Genomic DNA, 16,686 nt, shown 5'->3' on the forward strand with positions numbered 1-16,686 from the left:
AAAATAAATAGTTATAAAACTTGCTCCAGCCGAAAGAAACCAGAGTAAAAGAATGGACAAATATATACATCCCATGTCAAAATGAAAAAGCTTTAAGGGATTACACGAACATTTGTGAGGTGATAGAATGAGGCTTGACCGCTTTTTAAAGCTCATGAACACGACTGGATACGACGGCGCCCTCATAAGCCCCGGCTCGAACCTGTACTACCTCACGGGTCTCCACATCCACGAGGCGGGGGAGAGGCTTACCCTCCTCCTCGTGAGCTCCGAAGGTGAATATCAGCTGCTCGCACCGGGTCTCTATGAAAACACCATTGTGAACTTCCCCGTCACGTTCTGGCGCGATGGAGAGAACCCCTACGAGAAGCTCGCGTGGCTCTTAGGAGAGCTCGGAATTTCCGGGAGGATTCTCGTCGAGGATACGATGAGGGCCGACTGGCTCATAAACATCCTCCGCGTCGGGAACAGGGGCTTCGAGTTCTACCCATTAAGCTCCGTGATGAGGGAGCTCCGCATGAGGAAGGACAGATGGGAGCTCGACAATATGAAGCACGCGGCGAAGGTCGTTGACCGCGTCTTTGAGGAGCTTTTGAGCTGGGACATTCTCGGAATGCGCGAGAGGGAGCTGGCCCTCAAAATTGAACTCGAAATAAGGGAGTTGAGCGATGGGATTTCCTTTGAACCCATAGTGGCCAGCAGTGAGAACGCGGCAAATCCCCACCACGCACCTGGCGATAGGAGGATAAGGAAGGGGGACATGGTCATCCTCGACTACGGGGCAAAGTGGAAGGGCTACTGCTCGGACATAACGCGAACGATAGCAGTTGGAAGGCCCGATGAGAAGCTCCTTGAGGTTTACGAGGTTGTCAAAGACGCCCAGGAAAAGGCCTACAAATCAGTAAGGGCAGGAAAGAAGGCGAAGGAGATAGACAAAGCTGCCAGGGAAACCATCGCGAAGGCCGGTTATGGGGAGTACTTCACCCACAGAACGGGCCACGGGATAGGCCTTGACGTCCACGAAGAGCCGTTCATAGGGCCCGACGGTGAGGTAGTCCTCGAGGATAGGATGACCTTCACGATAGAACCCGGGATCTATCTTCCAGGCCTCGGAGGGGTTCGCATAGAGGACGACGTTGCGGTGATTGATGGCCGGGGGAAGCGGCTGACCAAGGCAGAGAGGGAGCTCGTGGTTCTTTAAAACCCCCCCAATACCCTTTTTACGGCTCAGCTCTATTTAGGAGGGCCGTTAAGCTAATGAAGGGGAAGCCCCTACAAAAACACGGGGTGGGGTTCGATGAAAGCCGTTCTGCTTATACCCGATATGGAGTCACAGGATTCTCTGGAGAAGGTGCGGGAGGCACTGGAGAGCCTGGGAGTAATGGGAGAGATAAGCCTCGAAAGGAAAACCGCGGTCATAGATTTCAACCCCAGACGGGTGACCATTGGGGAGATAATGGAGGCCATAAGGGAGAGGGGCTTCAACGTGAAGATGGGCCCCGCCGGATGCTGAGGGCCACTCCCCTCTTTTCACCATCTCAACTTTTCTCAGGGCGTATAAACGGTTTTGGCACTTCTTGTGGGTTTTACTGCGGCTGGAGCTTTAGGAGCAGCACCCTATTCCCCTTTATCCCCACCACCCCCTCATCAATGGTTCCAACCACCCTAGCGCCCTCGAGTTCGTAGGTTTCCCCTGAGGGTATGATGTGGAGGAGCGTTTTATCCCCCTCGTAGCGCACGAGGAGGAAGCCGTCAGCGAGGGGATAGGCCTCATCGTACCTCCCTTCAACACGGAGAACCTCCCCGGTGCAGTTGAATAGTGAGGTATGGTTCCTGTAGAGGGCGAGGAGACGACCGCCAGCTGCTAGAACCTTCGTCGTGAAGTCCGCCTTGAAAGTGAAGTTTTCCGCGTAATAGTCCCGCCCGGCCCTATAAAAATAGAGACCGGAGCCCTCTCCCATGTAAGTCATCAAAGCGACACACCCGTCAAAAACCGCCGCCCCTCTAACCACGGTTAGGTTCTCGGGCGGTTCCTTGGCAAAGCTGAGGCAGTAACCCCTGTTCAACCCTATCGTCCCGAAGCCCGAGGAGTTGAAGTAGCCCACCGCGTAGCCCTCGCTCGAAATGACGTAACCGGAGCCGTCTTCATTGAGGAATACGGTGAAGTAAGGATAATCCCCGTAACCGCACTCCACAGGGAGGGAACCTTCCCACAGGAGCTCGCCATCCTTGAAGTAGTAGAGCCTCCACGTATAGGGCACTCCGACAACGGCGTATTCCCCATTTGCCACTGCCCTGGGCGCGGTGCCTTTGCGGTCGCTTCTGAAGGAGTACTCCTTTTTCTTCCCACTCTCGGGGAAATAAAAGAGAACGTTCACCTTCAGCTCCCTATCGTCGTGCTCCGCGGTTACGATAAAATCCCTCCCAACGGCCACGGAACTCCCTAATTTCAGCGACTTAGACCACTTGTCGTTCAAGATAAGACCATTGGCACGTTTCACGTGTACCTTGTAATTCAGGTAAGTTACGATATACTCCCCCACGGCCCCCACTATCTTCCCACTCCCGATTCTATAAGCCCTGGTGCTGTCTTTCCTCACCAAATAGGCGGTTCCACCGGAACGCACAATCACCCCATTCGATACTGCCACACTGTCAATCCTATCAAAAGGGTAGCTTATGATGGTGCGATTACCCTGATGCTCAACTCCGGGAGATGGTGTGTCAAGGGGCCACAGTGCCAGCAGGAGAAGGATTATCGCAGAGGATGCCAAAACAACGTATCTCCTTTTCATGTGGAATCCCTCCACCCATCTACCTCTGGACTAAAAATAAGGAGTTTTCCTCCCCTGATTCCCACAATATTCCCGTTTAAAACTCCTATAACCTTTAAACCTTCCATCTCAAATTTTTTCTCCGATGGGAGGAACGTTAGAGTGGTTGTGCCTCCATTGTAGCCAACCAAGAGAAAACCACCCCTGAAGGGATAGATCTCATCGTAGGGCCGGTGGACTCTCTCAACTTCCCCCGTGCAGTTGAAGAGCACGGAAACGCTATCATAGCGGGCCAGAACGTAGCCCCCCGAGCCAATGAGGTCGGCCGTGTAGGGGGCCCTAAAGACGAGCCCGGGAACAGCGCGGTTGACGTCGTAGAAGCCGAGATAGTCTTCATCTCCATGGACTGTGAGCACGAGGCAGCCCCCAATGGCAACGCCGCCCTCCGCCGTGGTGAGGCTCACCCGCTCCGAGGGGCTGAAACAGTGCGGGGGATTTAGGGAAACGGTCCTAACTCCCCGCCCATCAAAGTAGCCCGCCGTCCCGTTCATGCTCGTGAGCGTGTAGCCCCTCCCCTTTTCCCCGAGCCATATTGTAAAGCCGCCGTAATCCTCGTAGCCGCACTCCACGGGGATTTTGGTCCCGTAGGCCCTGCTCCCGTTGATGAAGTAGTAGAGGTTCCAATCGGGATAGCCTCCGAGGACTGTGACATTCCCCCTCACGAGAAGTTTGAGAAACCTGGGATTTTCGCTTAGGACGTACCTAAGGGTTTTCCCGGATTCGGGATAGTAGAAGGTCAGCCGGACGTGGTAGTCATCAAGGGGCTCCAGCAGGGCCAGGTATTCGTCCCCTACTCCGAATTCAAGGGGGATTGTCTCGTTTATCACTCCCGTCACCAGAACCTTTCGAAGAACCTTGCTCTTCGGGGCTCTAAAGAGGCTTTTCTCCCCCATGACCTCCAGGTAGTTAGCGCTCTCAACCACGAGGAATTCACCGATGTTACCCAGTACTGTGCCGTTTGGCCTGGGCAAAGTTTTCACACTTCCATCGGGGGCTATTATGTGGACGCCATCATCGGACTCAACTATAGGGCCGTTGCTCAAAATCACGTTCTTTATGCCGTCAAAGGAGTACTCGGTCGTTTCAAGACCACAGGGCCTTTCAGAAAGGGAGAAATAAAGCACCAACACAACGAGAAGAAAAATGGGGAGCGCAAGATAGGCCTTTTTCATTGAATCACCTCTGGATTTGCTGCTGGTGCCATATACTAGAATACAGTTTTAAAGAGATATGTGTCTCAGAACCACCTCCAAATTCCCTGTAGGAAAATATAGGATACGGAGTATACCCTTCCATCGCAAATCCCGCACTTGTATGTACTTCCCCATTATTTTTAATTATTTCCGCTCCTCCATCACGATCATTAGGATATCCTTCCCCATCCCATGTTCCTGAATCCGGATAATAATTGGCTTCGCTCCAAAGCTCAATCCAGCTGTAATAGTATGCAATGTATCCTGCAATCGTGGTGCCCATGTTAATACCTAAGCTCCATCCTTCATAATAGACTCTTTTAGCTTTGGCATTGGTAAAATATTTTATGTGTATCATTTCTACCATATTTTCAGTTATGCCGTATTTCTGATTTAGATCATTTAGAACCCAGTTCTTCTCATCTTCAGGAGGGGTATACATTGTCCACGTGTAATCATAGTGCTCAGGGATTATTCCATTTCCTTTGGGAGTTGATTTACCCACATACTCATCTTTTATGTATACGTATGTGGCCATTCCTACATATTGAGCGTCTAAGATATCAAATTTTAGTTTGGTGCGTGTTTGAACGTATATTTTCTTGGAAGGGTCGTAAATGTCGTAAATTGTGTCAACTTCTGTTGAACCCATAGGTTTAATGGGTTCTTCCACTGTGAGAATCTTTAAGGCATTATCATCAATCCTCTTACCAGTTCTTTGTTGATAATACTGCTTGGCTAGCGCTATTGCCTCATCCGTTGTTATTATCTCATGAGTCTCCCTAATCCTCCTCTCAAGCATTAATAAAAAGTCTTTTGTATTAACCCCATTCAACTCCATGAATTTAAGAATTTTATAATACTCCTGCACTCTCGGATCAAAACGCTCTTTTTGTATCAGATCCAACTCCGCACGATCGAAGACCTCCGTTGCATTGGAATATCCCTGAACACTACCTGAAGCGCTCACTGTGCCCAGTGCTGTCTCAAACACCAACAATCCTAGCACCAAACCAAACAATTTCTTCCACACTGTAGACCACCTCACGCTGAGTTAAAACTCCAGACTTTATAAAATTTTCTATTGCAAATTGTATTTTAATCAACAATAAAAATAATATTTTCCAACTGCATCCTTTTGGACAGCTCCGACAAAAAGAAGCCAAAGTAAAAAAACTCATAAATGAAGTACCCCTAGAGCTGGAGAAGACAGGTGTTATACTCTCCACATCTAAACCCTCTCCCCGCCAACGTAGGTCGCGAGCACCTTTATCTCCTTCAGCTCCCTCTCATCGGTCTCAAAGGGGTCCCTATCAACCACGACGAAGTCCGCGAGCTTACCCTCCTCGAGCGTGCCTAAATCTTCCTCCGCGCCCAGAACGTAGGCGGAGCCGTGGGTGTAGGCATAGAGTGCCTCCTCGAGGCTCAGACACTCCCCTTTGGTGTGCTCGTACGTCTCAACCCCCTCGTACTTCCCGCGCGTTACCGCCGCGTAGACGGTCTCCCAGGGGTTTGTGGGCTCTATCGGGGAGTCCGTACCAAAGCCGAGGACTATTCCAGCCCTGAGCATGCTTTTGAAGGGATAAACCCACTTCGCTCTTCGCTCTCCAACGCGCTTCACAACCCACCAGTCGGTTATGACGAAACGCGGCTGGACACTCGCTACAACCCCAAGCCCTGCCATCCTCTCAACTTGATCCGGCCTAAGGATTGAGGCGTGCTCAATGCGGTGCCTCAGCCTTCCTGGACTCTCGAGCGAGGAGTAGGCATCGAGTATCATGTCTATCGTGGCATCGCCTATGCCGTGAACCGCCATCTGGAGGCCGGCTTCATGCGCCTCCCCCACGATTCTGCCGAGGAGCTCCTTCGAGACGTTTGGGTAGCCCCTCGTATCTGCGTCGCTGTAGGGCTCGCTCAGCCACGCCGTTCTCGCCCCCAGGGAGCCGTCGGCGAGTACCTTTATCCCCGCTATCCTGAGCCTTCCCCTCCCGAAGCCCCGCTTTACCCCGAGCCTCTTCAGGGCCTCGAGGGTTTCGAGGTTCCCGAACATTCCCCCTTCGCTTACCTCCCTCTTCCCGGGGTCGAGGTAAGCAAAGACCCTCACCTTAAGCTCCCCACGCTCCTCAAGGTTGGAAAGGGCTTTGAGGGTTTTCTCCTCAACGCTGACTGTCCCAACGGCAGTTACTCCAAGGGAAGCGGCATAATCTGCCCCGAGCCTCACGAAGTGTTCGTAATCCTCCCCTGTCAGTGACTTCTTGAACTTCTCGCGCGCTATTTCAAAGGCTTCCTCCTTGACTACGCCCGTTGCCTCCCCTTTCTCGTCCCTAACTACGCCGGGGAGGTCGGCATCTATGAGGCCCGCGAGCTCCATCGCCCTCGTGTTTAAAAGGGCCGCATGAAGGCAAACCCGTGAGAGCATCACCGGCTTATCCTCCACCACACCATCTATATCCCACCTCGTCGGCCAACGCTTTTCCTCGAAGAGCTCCTGGTCCCAGCCGTGCCCGAGAATCCAGCTTGTGGTTGAGGTTTTCGCGTATTCCCCAAGCCTCTCCTTAAGTTCCTCTATGCTTCTCACGCCCCTCAGGTCGAGGGTCTCGAGGGCCATACCGAGCTCCTCAAGGTGGAGGTGGGAGTCAATGAACCCCGGGAGGACGGTTTTTCCGTTGAGGTCAACTACCTCCCCACCGAGGTCTTCTGCGATTTTCCTTGCTCTCTTGCTCGAACCTGCGTAGAGAACTCTGTCAGACGCCACCAGAAGGGCTTCCACACTTCTCGCGGGAGTGAATGAGACGTAAATCCTTCCATTAACGAACGCCGTGATCAACGCTTTCACCCCCTTCTTCTGTCAGAGAGGAGCTCACCGTCAACGCCGACGTTTTCAGGGAGATTCTCCTTTATCAGCACGGTAACATGGGGTATTCCGTACACGTCTTTAACGACCTCCGTTATCCTCCTGACCAGTTCCCTCTTCCCCTCGATACCTATCTTCGGGCCCTCAACGATAACCGTGGGCATATGATCACCGTTAAAATTCCCGTCGAAATGGTATAAAAGGTTCGCGTGTCCAAAACTTTTAAATACTCAAAACCGCAACTAAGCCCGATGCCAATGAGGGGGGAGTGTCTTCTCCAGCGGCAGGACATGCGTTCGTCCGTACAGTAAGCCCCCTACGGCCTATTCTGGATTATATCATTCTAACCGTTCTGGAAAAACCCTTTGGAGGTATAGCCATGGCTGAGCTTAATTTCAAGGCCATTGAGGAGAAGTGGCAGAGGCGCTGGATGGAGGAGAAGGTCTTCGAGCCAAAACGAGAGGGCAGAGAGAAGTTCTACATAACGGTCGCATTCCCCTACCTCTCGGGCCACCTCCACGTCGGCCACGCGAGGACCTACACGATACCCGATGTTATAGCGCGCTTCAAGAGGATGCAGGGCTACAACGTCCTCTTCCCGATGGCTTGGCACATCACCGGCGCGCCGATAGTCGGTATCGCGGAGAGGATAAAGCACCGCGACCCCAAGACGATACACATCTACAGGGATGTCTACAAGGTTCCAGAGGATGTGCTCTGGAAGTTCGAGGACCCGAAGGAGATCGTCAAGTACTTCATGAAGTCCGCCAAGGAGACCTTCATAAGGGCCGGCTTTGGAGTGGACTGGACGCGCGAGTTCCACACGACTTCGCTCTTCCCGCCCTTCAGCAAGTTCATCGAGTGGCAGTTCTGGACCCTCAAAGATATGGGGCTTGTAGTTAAGGGCGCCCACCGCGTCCGCTGGGATCCGGTCGTCGGAACGCCGCTCGGAGACCACGACATAATGGAGGGTGAGGACGTCCAGATACTGGACTACGTTATAATCAAGTTCGTTCTTGAGGAGAACGGCGAGGAAATCTACATGCCAGCCGCCACCCTGAGGCCCGAGACGGTCTACGGAGTAACCAACATGTGGCTGAACCCCGAGGCGACGTACGTGAAGGCGAAGGTGAGGAAGGGCGACAGGGAGGAGACCTGGATAGTGAGCAAGGAGGCAGCGTACAAGCTCTCCTTCCAGGACAGGGAGATAGAAGTCATCGAGGAGTTTAAGGGCGAGAGGCTCATCGGAAGGTACGTCAAGAATCCGGTAACCGGCGACGAGGTCATAATCCTGCCGGCGGAGTTCGTCGACCCGGACAACGCCACCGGTGTCGTCATGAGCGTTCCTGCCCACGCTCCCTTCGACCACGTGGCCCTCGAAGACCTGAAGAAGGAGACCGAGATACTGCTCAAGTACGATATAGACCCGCGCGTGGTTGAGGAGATAAGCTACATATCTCTCATCAAGCTCGAGGGCTACGGCGAGTTTCCGGCTGTGGAAGAGGCCGAGAGGCTCGGCGTGAAGAGCCAGAGGGATGTGGAGAAGCTCGAAGAGGCTACCAAGAACATCTACAAGGCCGAGTACCACAAGGGAGTCTTCAAGGTTGAGCCCTACGCCGGAAAGCCCGTGCAGGAGGCCAAGGACCTCATCGCCAAGGCGCTCCAGGAGAGGGGCATCGCCGAGATAATGTACGAGTTCGCAGAGAAGCCCGTCATAAGCCGCTTTGGAAACCAGGCGGTCATCAAGATAATCCACGACCAGTGGTTCATAGACTACGGCAACCCCGGGTGGAAGGAGAAGGCCAGAGAGGCGCTGGCGAACATGAAAATCTATCCCGAGAGCAGGAGGGCACAGTTTGAAGCAGTTATAGACTGGCTTGAGGAGAAGGCCTGCGCGAGGAAAGTCGGTCTTGGAACACCGCTCCCGTGGGACCCGGACTGGGTCATCGAGAGTTTGAGCGACTCAACCATCTACATGGCCTACTACACGATAAGCAGGCACATGAACCGCCTGAGGGAGGAGGGCAAGCTCGAAGCGGAGAAGCTCGACAGGGACTTCTTCGACTACATCTTTAGAGAGGAGTTCAGCGAGGAGAGGGAGAAGAAGCTGAGCGAGAAGACCGGAATTCCTGCGGAGACCATCCACGAGATGAAGGAGGAGTTCGAGTACTGGTACCCGCTCGACTGGCGCTGCTCGGCGAAAGACCTCATCCCGAACCACCTGACGTTCTTCATCTTCAACCACACGGCTATCTTTGACAGGAAGCACTGGCCAAAGGGCATAGCGGTGAACGGCTTCGGGACGCTGGAAGGCACCAAGATGAGCAAGAGCAAGGGCAATGTGCTGAACTTCATAGATGCCATAAAGGAGAACGGTGCCGACGTCGTCAGGCTCTACATCATGGGTTTAGCAGAGCACGACAGCGACTTCGACTGGAGGAGGAAGGAAGTTGGAAAGCTCCGCAGGCAGGTCGAGCGCTTCTACGAGCTGATAAGCGAGTTCGCCACATACGAGGCAAAAGAAGGCGTTGAGCTGAGGGACATAGACCGCTGGATGCTCCACAGGCTTAACAAGGCCATTGACGGAGCTACTAAAGCACTTGAGGAGTTCAGAACGAGGACAGCAGTGCAGTGGGCCTTTTACACCGTCCTCAACGACCTGCGCTGGTACATGCGCAGAACCGAAGGAAGGGACGACGAGGCCAAGCGCTACGTTTTGAGGAAGCTCGCCGACGTTTGGGTCAGGCTGATGGCCCCGTTCACGCCACACATAAGCGAAGAATTATGGGAAAAGCTCGGCGGAGAGGGCTTTGTAAGCCTTGCTCCCTGGCCCGAGCCGGTTCCGGAGTGGTGGAACGAGACGGTAGAAGCGGAGGAAGACTTCGTCCAGTCGGTCATAGAGGACATCAAGGAGATCATCAGGGTTGCCAAGCTCGAGGACGCGAAGAGGGCCTACATCTACACAGCTCCAGAGTGGAAGTGGAAGGTCGTTGAGGTCGTTGCTGAAAAGAGGGACTTCAAGGCGGCGATGGCCGAGCTGATGAAAGACCCGGAGATAAGGAAACACGGCAAGGAAGTTAGCAAGCTCATACAGCGCCTAATTAAGGAGAGGACCTTCGAGGTCAAGCGCATAAATGAGGAGAAGGCCCTGAGAGAAGCCAAAGACTTCATTGAGAAGGAGCTCGGCATCGAGATAGTCATCAACGCCGAGGAGGACAAAGGCGGAAAGAAGAAGGCCGCGATGCCGCTGAAGCCCGCAGTGTTTGTGGAGTGAGGGTTTTCTCTCCTTTATTTTTCCTATGTCTTGTCTGCATCCAGGAGCAGTTCTCTGCACTTGCTGTTCATTTCATTCAGCCCTTTTATAATGTTCTCGTAGGTTGGTGGATAAACATAGGTAAAGTTTATTATTGCGTCAATACCCTTGCTGGCGAGGAGTATATCTTTGTTGGTCATGTTCCCGCTTTGGATGGACGAGTACACAACATCAAGAAGCTCCACGCAGTCACCTCCAGATGGGAGGAGGATATCGTTCTTATATCCCAGCCAAGTTCCCAGATACTCCGCGTCCATCTCCAGCTTTGAGAGGGAGTATTTCGTGTTGTTTAACTCAATAAGCAGGGCGAGTTTTGATTCATTATTTTGATGGCTGCCCATGAGCCTTTTCACGAGTTTTGCATGATGCCTGACCTCGAAGATTTCATGGGTAAGCTGAGAAGTAATGAGGTTCTCCTTTATGCTTTCTTGTTCTCTTTTCAACTTCCCGTTTTCGTGTGAGGTTACATAGAGCTGGGCAATCAAAAGAAAAATAATGAAAAGGTACAATGCATCCCTTACCCCAAGCCTCATAGTATCACCCATGTGCCTCAATTCAGGAGCTCAGCCATCCCATACGCTCCAGGGGAATGCAAAGACCGTTACGTCTATTGGGTCAGTACTTTTGACCACTGACCCTGCCCAAGTGTTAAACTTGAAAGATGCCGTCGCATGGTACTTGAAAACTGCCGCTCTCGTCGAAGTTGACGACGGCTCAACTATCATTATCACCGCAGGTCTTGCTGTAAAAGACTTGCCCCATGCGGGTGCGGATAATGAACCGTATTTCCTATGGAAGTCATAAAAACGGAACGTTACTTCCGTATTTGGATCAAATGCATGGGTGTCCCACCTGAAGTAATATCCATCGTTGGTTTCCATGTTGTAGCCGGCACTTGCAGAAAACACCAGAGTGGTACCGTCAAACCCAAATGATGAACTCTCAGAGTACGTAGTTTTGGGGCCTCCATGGCCATCCGGCAAGTAATGGCCGTTTCCTATGAATTCGTATCCAGTAGGAGCGGATACAACAAGCTTGAGTTCATTGATGGCTATTTCTGATGAACTCATATCCCCACTGTGATAGACCTTCGCATAATAAGCATACTGACCGGAAGTGCCTTCAGTGTACCAGTAATCGGAGGATAAGCTCTGGTACGCATTACCTGGGGTGAGAGGATAGCTCGTTGATTTTGTGATGGTCCTGATAGAGCCAATCCAGTGCCACTCTCTGGAAGGTTCACTTGCTATGCTAAATCTTCCTTCTATCGGGCGATTCAAAACATCATTGACTACCCTTTGGAATTCCCACCTGAACTTTTCAATATCCTCATGCCTAAGGCCGTCTCCGATAAAGTATATGGGTGCATACTTTCCATTTGGAATGGGGCGGAGTACCACCGCAAAAAAGGTAATATTGTGCTTTGAGAGCTCCGAAAAGTTCAATTCGAGAGTTATTTGGCCCCCAAAGGTTTTTAAGAATCTTTTTCCTTTTTCAACGCTACCAGGGCCTGTGAAAATGTGCTGGGACACATTAACTGGCTTAATTGGCCGTTCTAAACCCCACACAGGTGTCTCGGAGTCATACCCACCAGAGGATGCGGGGGATGGAGCCGCTTTAGCCGCCACTCCAATCATCAGCAGTCCAATGAGGACTGCCATTAAGGGTTTCCACTTCACTAGGTTCACCTCCTTACAGATTTGCATTATATTTTACAATGAACATCTTTATGAGTTTTACTATTCTAAGTTTTAATATGGTTTTGTTAATAGTAATTTTATTAATACCTCTGTGATTTCGACTTCTTTGGAAAAATAGGCCATGAGTAAAAGAGTTGTGCGCTTATGTAATTGAGTAACATGAGCCCAAACCAGAGTTTTTAGAAAAAGAGTGGACTTAAAACTCAGCCGTTCTCCTTGGGAGTGTATTTGAAATTGCCCTTGCAGTAAAATCCTGTCCCTTCGAGGAGCCCAAAGAGCACACAGCCATCGGGGTAAATTCTCGCCCATCCATGAATCACGTTGCACAGGCACTCCGGGTTCCGCTCAAACCTCTTCCTGAAGATGAGTTTGGAGCCCTGGAATACCAAAACCTCGCCGTAGTTAGGAGTTCCGTCTTCGAAAGTCACCTGGAAGCCGAAAACGGTGTAATTCCCCGCGGATAGCAGGAACCCGTTATCTACCTCGTACCTTCCAGAGATGTTGAACTGCTCCAAAAGGCCATTACTTCCATAGATGTAGAGACTGTTGGAAATTCCCTTAACAGATGCCGGGAGGTTCACCGTGTTTCCAAGATGCCTTGGAAGCTCCGCTATGAAGAAGTATCCACTGTTGTTTGAAATCAGTATTCTCGGGTAAGAGACATTCTTCTCATAAGCCTTCTTTCCATAGCCGATAAGTTCCCAGATGTAAGGGGGCTGGGTCTCATGAACCCAGAGGGGATTGCCCTCGTAGTCGTACGCTTTTATCCGGGTCGTTTCGACCACCGCGGTGGTGTTCTGAGAGCTCTCACTGTATATTGTAGTGAGATTGGCCCTCACGAGTGGAACCTTCCTGAGCGCAGGGGCCTTTTCAACCACCACGAACCCCCACGGGAAGAAGTACGCCTTTGAAACGTTTAGGAAAGCTTTAGTGCCATTCTTAGAAATCACGTAGCCATAGGTGGCTCTCATCACCGTAATGTTTCCATACTTTGCCAGAGTGCCAAGTTCGATAACCCCCCGAGGTACGTCAGTTAAAGGGAGTAGAGAGTTTGTAAGGTTATTGTGAGACAAAGGGTTATCCGTATCCCTGTTCTCGCCATACCCAATGCACGCAGATGAAAAAACGAGGAAGAGTAATACTAAAGACACGATGGTTTCTCTCATAGCTACCAATCCCTCACTTCTTCAATCCGCTCCTGATGCCAAATGTTTGAGTATATTTTCAGTATCCCATGAGTTTCACTTGTGGAACCAAATGAACGGGTGGAAAGTTTCGGGTAGGGGGTGTACGTTTTCATGGGGAAGCCCGCTAAAGTCTTTATTGCCTTCCCGCTGACCTCCTCCCCGTCGTGAATGGCGAGGGTTCCAGCGGTTTAACCCCTCGCCTTAACTTTTCGGGAGGTTTACGGGCGACTCATAACCTACTCGGCGTTACCGCCATCTGGTTCAACCCGAGGGGACGGTCTCGCCCCCGTTACCCTCCCCAAAGGGGAATGTGGGGTTATGCTTTGAGAGGCCAAACCTTTGGTTTTTGACCGCTTCATCGGGCAGTTTTTGAAGGACGCTTAACAGCGTCCTGACCACTTCGAGGAAGAGTGGTAACGTTAAACCTCTCATCTCATCGGGTTTCCAACTTTGGTCTCTCCGAGGTCTTATTATACTTTAAAAGTATTTAAGGATTTTTGAGAATGTAATTTTTCAAACACTTCATCCCCACCCTAAAGGGCGAGGCTTTCAAAAGAAAAAGAATAACCTAAGGGAGGAGATTTTCGAAGCCCTCTTCGGCGAGAAGGACGACCTGCACTACTTCCCGCTGGAAAAGCTGACGGACTCCGTGGAACGCGCCGGAGGAAGAATCGTTGAGAGCGGAACCTTTGAGCCCAACCTGCCGCACTACCTCGCATACATACCGCAGAAGTACGCAGCACAGATAAAAGACGAGAAAAAGCGCGCCGAACTCCTGGAGCGCTTGGGTAGGGCCTATGAAAAGTGGAAAAACGGGGCCGAGCATCCACCCGTGGGATGGCTGGTTGCCGAAAGCGAGGCCAACCGAAAACCTTAAATTAATAACGCGATATTAAATAACATGATACTAAAATTCATCGATCGGGAAGAGGAGCTCCGGGCACTTGAGGAGCTTTACGCCCAGGACAAGGCTCACCTTATCCTCATCTACGGCAGGAGAAGGGTGGGAAAGACCGAGCTTGTGAAGCAGTTCATAAATGGAAAGAAGGCCTTCTACTTCTTAGCTAAAAAAGAGCCGATGGAGCTTGAGCTGGATAGGCTCGTAAGGGCCTTCAACAGGAAGTTCAACGTCTTCATCGAGGCTGAGAACCTTGAGGAGTTCTTTGGGCAGGTAAAAGAATTCGGAAAGATAGCCTTCGTACTAGACGAGTTCCCTTACTGGGTTGAGGAAGATAAAGGGATTCCCTCAACATTCCAGTACATCTGGGATGAAGTGCTGAAGGACTCAAAGGTTTTCCTTATTCTGCTCGGCTCTTCGATCTCGACGATGGAGAGCCTTATGAGTTACAAGAACCCTCTCTACGGCAGGAGGACTAGTCAGATAAAGCTCCGTCCCCTTGAATTCTTCCACCTGAAGGAGGCTTTCCCGCGCTACAGCTGGGAAGAGCTCGTTAGGGTCTATGGAACCATAGACGGAATTCCAGCTTACTTCCAATACTTCGACGACTCTCTTCCAGTGGAGAAAAACATCGAGAACAACTTCTACAACCGGGTGAGTGTCCTCTATGAAGACGCCGAGAGATTGCTGAAAGACGAGCTGAGGGAACCGATTACGTACCTCAACATCCTGAAGGCCATAAACGACGGAAAGACGAAGCTCACGGAGATAGCTAATGAGACAAGGGTCGCTGTGACGAACCTCCCAAAGTACCTCAAAGTTCTTGAGACCCTTGACCTCGTGAAGAAGGAGTATCCGATAAACCAGAGAAAGCGCGGGCGCGGTGTTTACAGGGTGAAAGACTTTTACTATCGCTTCTGGCTCCGCTTTGTCTACCCCTACCGCGATGACATAGAGATCGGAGCAATAAGCTTTGAGGACTTCCAGAGCGACTTCAACCGCTACCTCGGCGAGGTCTTCGAGAGCGTTGCTGGACAGTTCCTGATTAGGATGAACCGTCTCGGAAAGCTGCCCTTCAGGTTCACGAAGCTTGGAAGATGGTGGCACAAGGGGGAGGAGATTGATTTGGTTGCCCTCAACAGCATCACCGGGGAAGTGGGCTTTTTCGAGGCCAAGTGGAAGAACTTGAGCGAAAGAGAAGCGAGGGGGATCCTAAAGGACCTCAAAAGAAAAGCGGAGCTCACGGGAATACCAGGGAGCTACTTCGGACTGATCGGGAGGAGGATAGAATGCAAAGAGAACCTCAGAGTGGAGGACTACCTCGTCTTTGACCTCGAGGATTTCAATGAAGTTGGGAAGGAAGGACGTTGACTACCCCCTAACCAGCCTCCTCGCGAGCTCGGTGTAGAGCGCCGGCATCCTGCGGAGCGACTCTACCTCAACGTACTCGTTCGGGCCGTGAATGTTACCTCCCCTAGGGCCGAAGTCTATCGCCTTTACTCCGTGGGGCGTGAAGAACCTCGAGTCGGCCGCTCCGGGCCCTTCAACAGGCCCCGCTTTCTCGCCGAGTTCCTCAAGGACTTCCAGCGTCGTCCTTACGATCTTTTCCTCTGGGTGAGTGAAGAGGTAGCCGGCCCTCTCATTGGTGGCCACTTCTACTTCTGCTCCCTGAAGGTTGAACTCGGCGACTTCCCTCATCGCCCGCTCAATCTCATCCTTCGAGCGGCTCATCGCCCTCACGTCGATCTTGAGGGTGTGCATACCGTCTTCAATAGAGTACATGTTGGGCGTGATCGAGACGCCGTAGTCGCTGTACTTCTCCGCTTTTATTGGCGCCCTCACGAAGGGAATCACGGCCCTGAGGAGCCTCGTGAGGCCGAGGTCCACCTCGACTTCCTCACCATCACCGGGAACAACGTACGTAAGGATCACTTCACCCGGCACGACGTTGCCCTTGAGGAACTTCCCTTCGAGCGAAAGGGCGAAAGCTTCTCTGCTCCGAAGGAAGTGCGAGGCCGCTATAACCGGATGGGTATCAACGCCGGGCAGGAAGTATGCTGCGTGCCTGGTCTCCAGCACCGGCGTTCTTATCCTGAAGGTCTCCTTCCTAAGGGCACCCTTGACTTTCGCTTTTTCGGAGGGGACGCGCACGGTCACGCCAAAGCCCTTTCTCCTGCGGATTATTGGCCTCATTCCGATTCCATCGGCGTTCACCATGTACTCGGGAAGTTTTTCCTCTTGAGCGAGCTTTTCGGCTAGATGCATGGCCATTCTGCCGCCGATTTCTTCATCGCCCGTGAAGGCAAAGAGAACTTTCCCATCGAGCTTCTCCCTTGAGAGCTCCTTCAGCGCGAGCATTATGGAAGCAACGTTGCCCTTGTCGTCGGCGCTCCCCCTGCCGTAGGCGCGGTCTCCTTTTACTGTGAGCTTGAAGGGATCAGTCTCCCACTCCTCCCGGTTGACGGGCACAACGTCGAAGTGGGCCATGAAGAGGAGCTTCGGTTTTCCTTTCCCTATCTCTCCGTAGACTGCGTAGTAGCCGTCGCGTTCTATCAGTTCACCCTCTACCCCCCAGGAAGCAAGCGTATCCCGTATAAATTCCGGACATTCGCGGGAGGGCCTTATTCCTCTGGTCGGGTCGTTAACCGTCTCAAAGGCAACTAACCTAGAGAGAAGTTCGAGAACGTCCATGGCAACCACCGTTAAG

General features: G+C 51.9%; 14 protein-coding genes. 5 read left to right on the forward strand and 9 right to left on the reverse strand.

Going from position 1 to position 16,686, the window contains the following annotated elements:
- Positions 1-127 precede the first annotated feature (127 nt).
- Entirely contained in the window at positions 128-1,201 is a 1,074-nt protein-coding gene (locus tag PFER_RS04820; protein WP_048149338.1) for a M24 family metallopeptidase, read from the forward strand.
- A 96-nt stretch (positions 1,202-1,297) separates the two neighbouring features.
- A complete protein-coding gene (locus PFER_RS04825; RefSeq protein ID WP_048149339.1) occupies positions 1,298-1,513 on the forward strand; it encodes a heavy-metal-associated domain-containing protein in 216 nt (71 codons plus the stop codon).
- Between the two features lie 73 nt (positions 1,514-1,586).
- Here the strand turns inward: PFER_RS04825 and PFER_RS04830 are convergent, their stop codons facing one another.
- The 5 genes from PFER_RS04830 to dmpI form a co-directional block, all read right to left on the reverse strand.
- The gene (locus PFER_RS04830) at positions 1,587-2,795 is read right to left on the reverse strand and encodes a hypothetical protein (protein WP_157255090.1); all 1,209 of its coding nucleotides are present in this window, start codon (positions 2,793-2,795) and stop codon (positions 1,587-1,589) included.
- Positions 2,792-4,006, reverse strand: coding sequence for a hypothetical protein (locus PFER_RS04835; RefSeq protein ID WP_048149344.1), 1,215 nt, complete (start codon positions 4,004-4,006; stop codon positions 2,792-2,794). Before PFER_RS04835 ends, PFER_RS04830 begins: the two co-directional genes overlap by 4 nt.
- Before the next feature lie 4 nt (positions 4,007-4,010).
- Positions 4,011-5,075 (reverse strand): hypothetical protein, encoded by a 1,065-nt coding sequence (locus PFER_RS04840; RefSeq protein WP_170218349.1) that lies wholly within the window; start codon positions 5,073-5,075, stop codon positions 4,011-4,013.
- Positions 5,076-5,258: 183 nt separating this feature from the next.
- Complete coding sequence (locus tag PFER_RS04845) at positions 5,259-6,863, reverse strand: amidohydrolase (RefSeq protein ID WP_245612447.1); 1,605 nt, start codon at positions 6,861-6,863, stop codon at positions 5,259-5,261.
- Complete coding sequence (dmpI, locus tag PFER_RS04850) at positions 6,860-7,045, reverse strand: 4-oxalocrotonate tautomerase DmpI (RefSeq protein ID WP_048149350.1); 186 nt, start codon at positions 7,043-7,045, stop codon at positions 6,860-6,862. Before dmpI ends, PFER_RS04845 begins: the two co-directional genes overlap by 4 nt.
- A gap of 215 nt (positions 7,046-7,260) precedes the next feature.
- On the opposite strand from dmpI, the gene leuS reads away from it, so the two are divergent.
- Positions 7,261-10,155 carry a leucine--tRNA ligase gene (gene leuS / locus PFER_RS04855; protein WP_048149352.1) on the forward strand — a complete coding sequence of 965 codons (2,895 nt, stop codon included), beginning with the start codon at positions 7,261-7,263 and terminating at the stop codon, positions 10,153-10,155.
- A 23-nt stretch (positions 10,156-10,178) separates the two neighbouring features.
- Here leuS and PFER_RS04860 read toward each other — a convergent pair whose 3' ends face one another.
- The 3 genes from PFER_RS04860 to PFER_RS04870 form a co-directional block, all read right to left on the reverse strand.
- Entirely contained in the window at positions 10,179-10,727 is a 549-nt protein-coding gene (locus PFER_RS04860; RefSeq protein WP_048149355.1) for a hypothetical protein, read from the reverse strand.
- A 30-nt stretch (positions 10,728-10,757) separates the two neighbouring features.
- Complete coding sequence (locus PFER_RS04865; RefSeq protein ID WP_048149357.1) at positions 10,758-11,873, reverse strand: hypothetical protein; 1,116 nt, start codon at positions 11,871-11,873, stop codon at positions 10,758-10,760.
- Between the two features lie 224 nt (positions 11,874-12,097).
- Positions 12,098-13,060, reverse strand: coding sequence for a hypothetical protein (locus PFER_RS04870; RefSeq protein WP_048149423.1), 963 nt, complete (start codon positions 13,058-13,060; stop codon positions 12,098-12,100).
- Between the two features lie 670 nt (positions 13,061-13,730).
- On the opposite strand from PFER_RS04870, the gene PFER_RS04875 reads away from it, so the two are divergent.
- Together PFER_RS04875 and PFER_RS04880 are read left to right on the forward strand one after the other, a co-directional pair.
- Positions 13,731-13,958: a hypothetical protein gene (locus PFER_RS04875; protein ID WP_245612449.1), complete on the forward strand. Its 228-nt coding sequence runs from the start codon at positions 13,731-13,733 to the stop codon at positions 13,956-13,958.
- 24 nt (positions 13,959-13,982) lie between these two features.
- Positions 13,983-15,350 (forward strand): ATP-binding protein, encoded by a 1,368-nt coding sequence (locus PFER_RS04880; RefSeq protein ID WP_048149359.1) that lies wholly within the window; start codon positions 13,983-13,985, stop codon positions 15,348-15,350.
- On the opposite strand, the gene PFER_RS04885 is transcribed toward PFER_RS04880, so the two are convergent.
- Entirely contained in the window at positions 15,351-16,670 is a 1,320-nt protein-coding gene (locus PFER_RS04885; protein ID WP_048149361.1) for a M20/M25/M40 family metallo-hydrolase, read from the reverse strand.
- Positions 16,671-16,686 lie beyond the last annotated feature (16 nt).

This window comes from Palaeococcus ferrophilus DSM 13482 (genome assembly GCF_000966265.1).
GTDB classification, from domain to species: domain Archaea; phylum Methanobacteriota_B; class Thermococci; order Thermococcales; family Thermococcaceae; genus Palaeococcus; species Palaeococcus ferrophilus.

Bases quoted from the DNA above. Each gene is read 5' to 3' on its own strand.
- PFER_RS04830 (WP_157255090.1), bottom strand. From the start codon at position 2,795: ATGAAAAGGAGATACGTTGTTTTGGCATCCTCTGCGATAATCCTTCTC.
- PFER_RS04825 (WP_048149339.1), top strand. From the start codon at position 1,298: ATGAAAGCCGTTCTGCTTATACCCGATATGGAGTCACAGGATTCTCTG.
- PFER_RS04835 (WP_048149344.1), bottom strand. From the start codon at position 4,006: ATGAAAAAGGCCTATCTTGCGCTCCCCATTTTTCTTCTCGTTGTGTTG.
- PFER_RS04885 (WP_048149361.1), bottom strand. From the start codon at position 16,670: ATGGACGTTCTCGAACTTCTCTCTAGGTTAGTTGCCTTTGAGACGGTT.
- dmpI (WP_048149350.1), bottom strand. From the start codon at position 7,045: ATGCCCACGGTTATCGTTGAGGGCCCGAAGATAGGTATCGAGGGGAAG.
- PFER_RS04870 (WP_048149423.1), bottom strand. From the start codon at position 13,060: ATGAGAGAAACCATCGTGTCTTTAGTATTACTCTTCCTCGTTTTTTCA.
- PFER_RS04860 (WP_048149355.1), bottom strand. From the start codon at position 10,727: ATGAGGCTTGGGGTAAGGGATGCATTGTACCTTTTCATTATTTTTCTT.
- PFER_RS04880 (WP_048149359.1), top strand. From the start codon at position 13,983: ATGATACTAAAATTCATCGATCGGGAAGAGGAGCTCCGGGCACTTGAG.
- PFER_RS04820 (WP_048149338.1), top strand. From the start codon at position 128: ATGAGGCTTGACCGCTTTTTAAAGCTCATGAACACGACTGGATACGAC.
- leuS (WP_048149352.1), top strand. From the start codon at position 7,261: ATGGCTGAGCTTAATTTCAAGGCCATTGAGGAGAAGTGGCAGAGGCGC.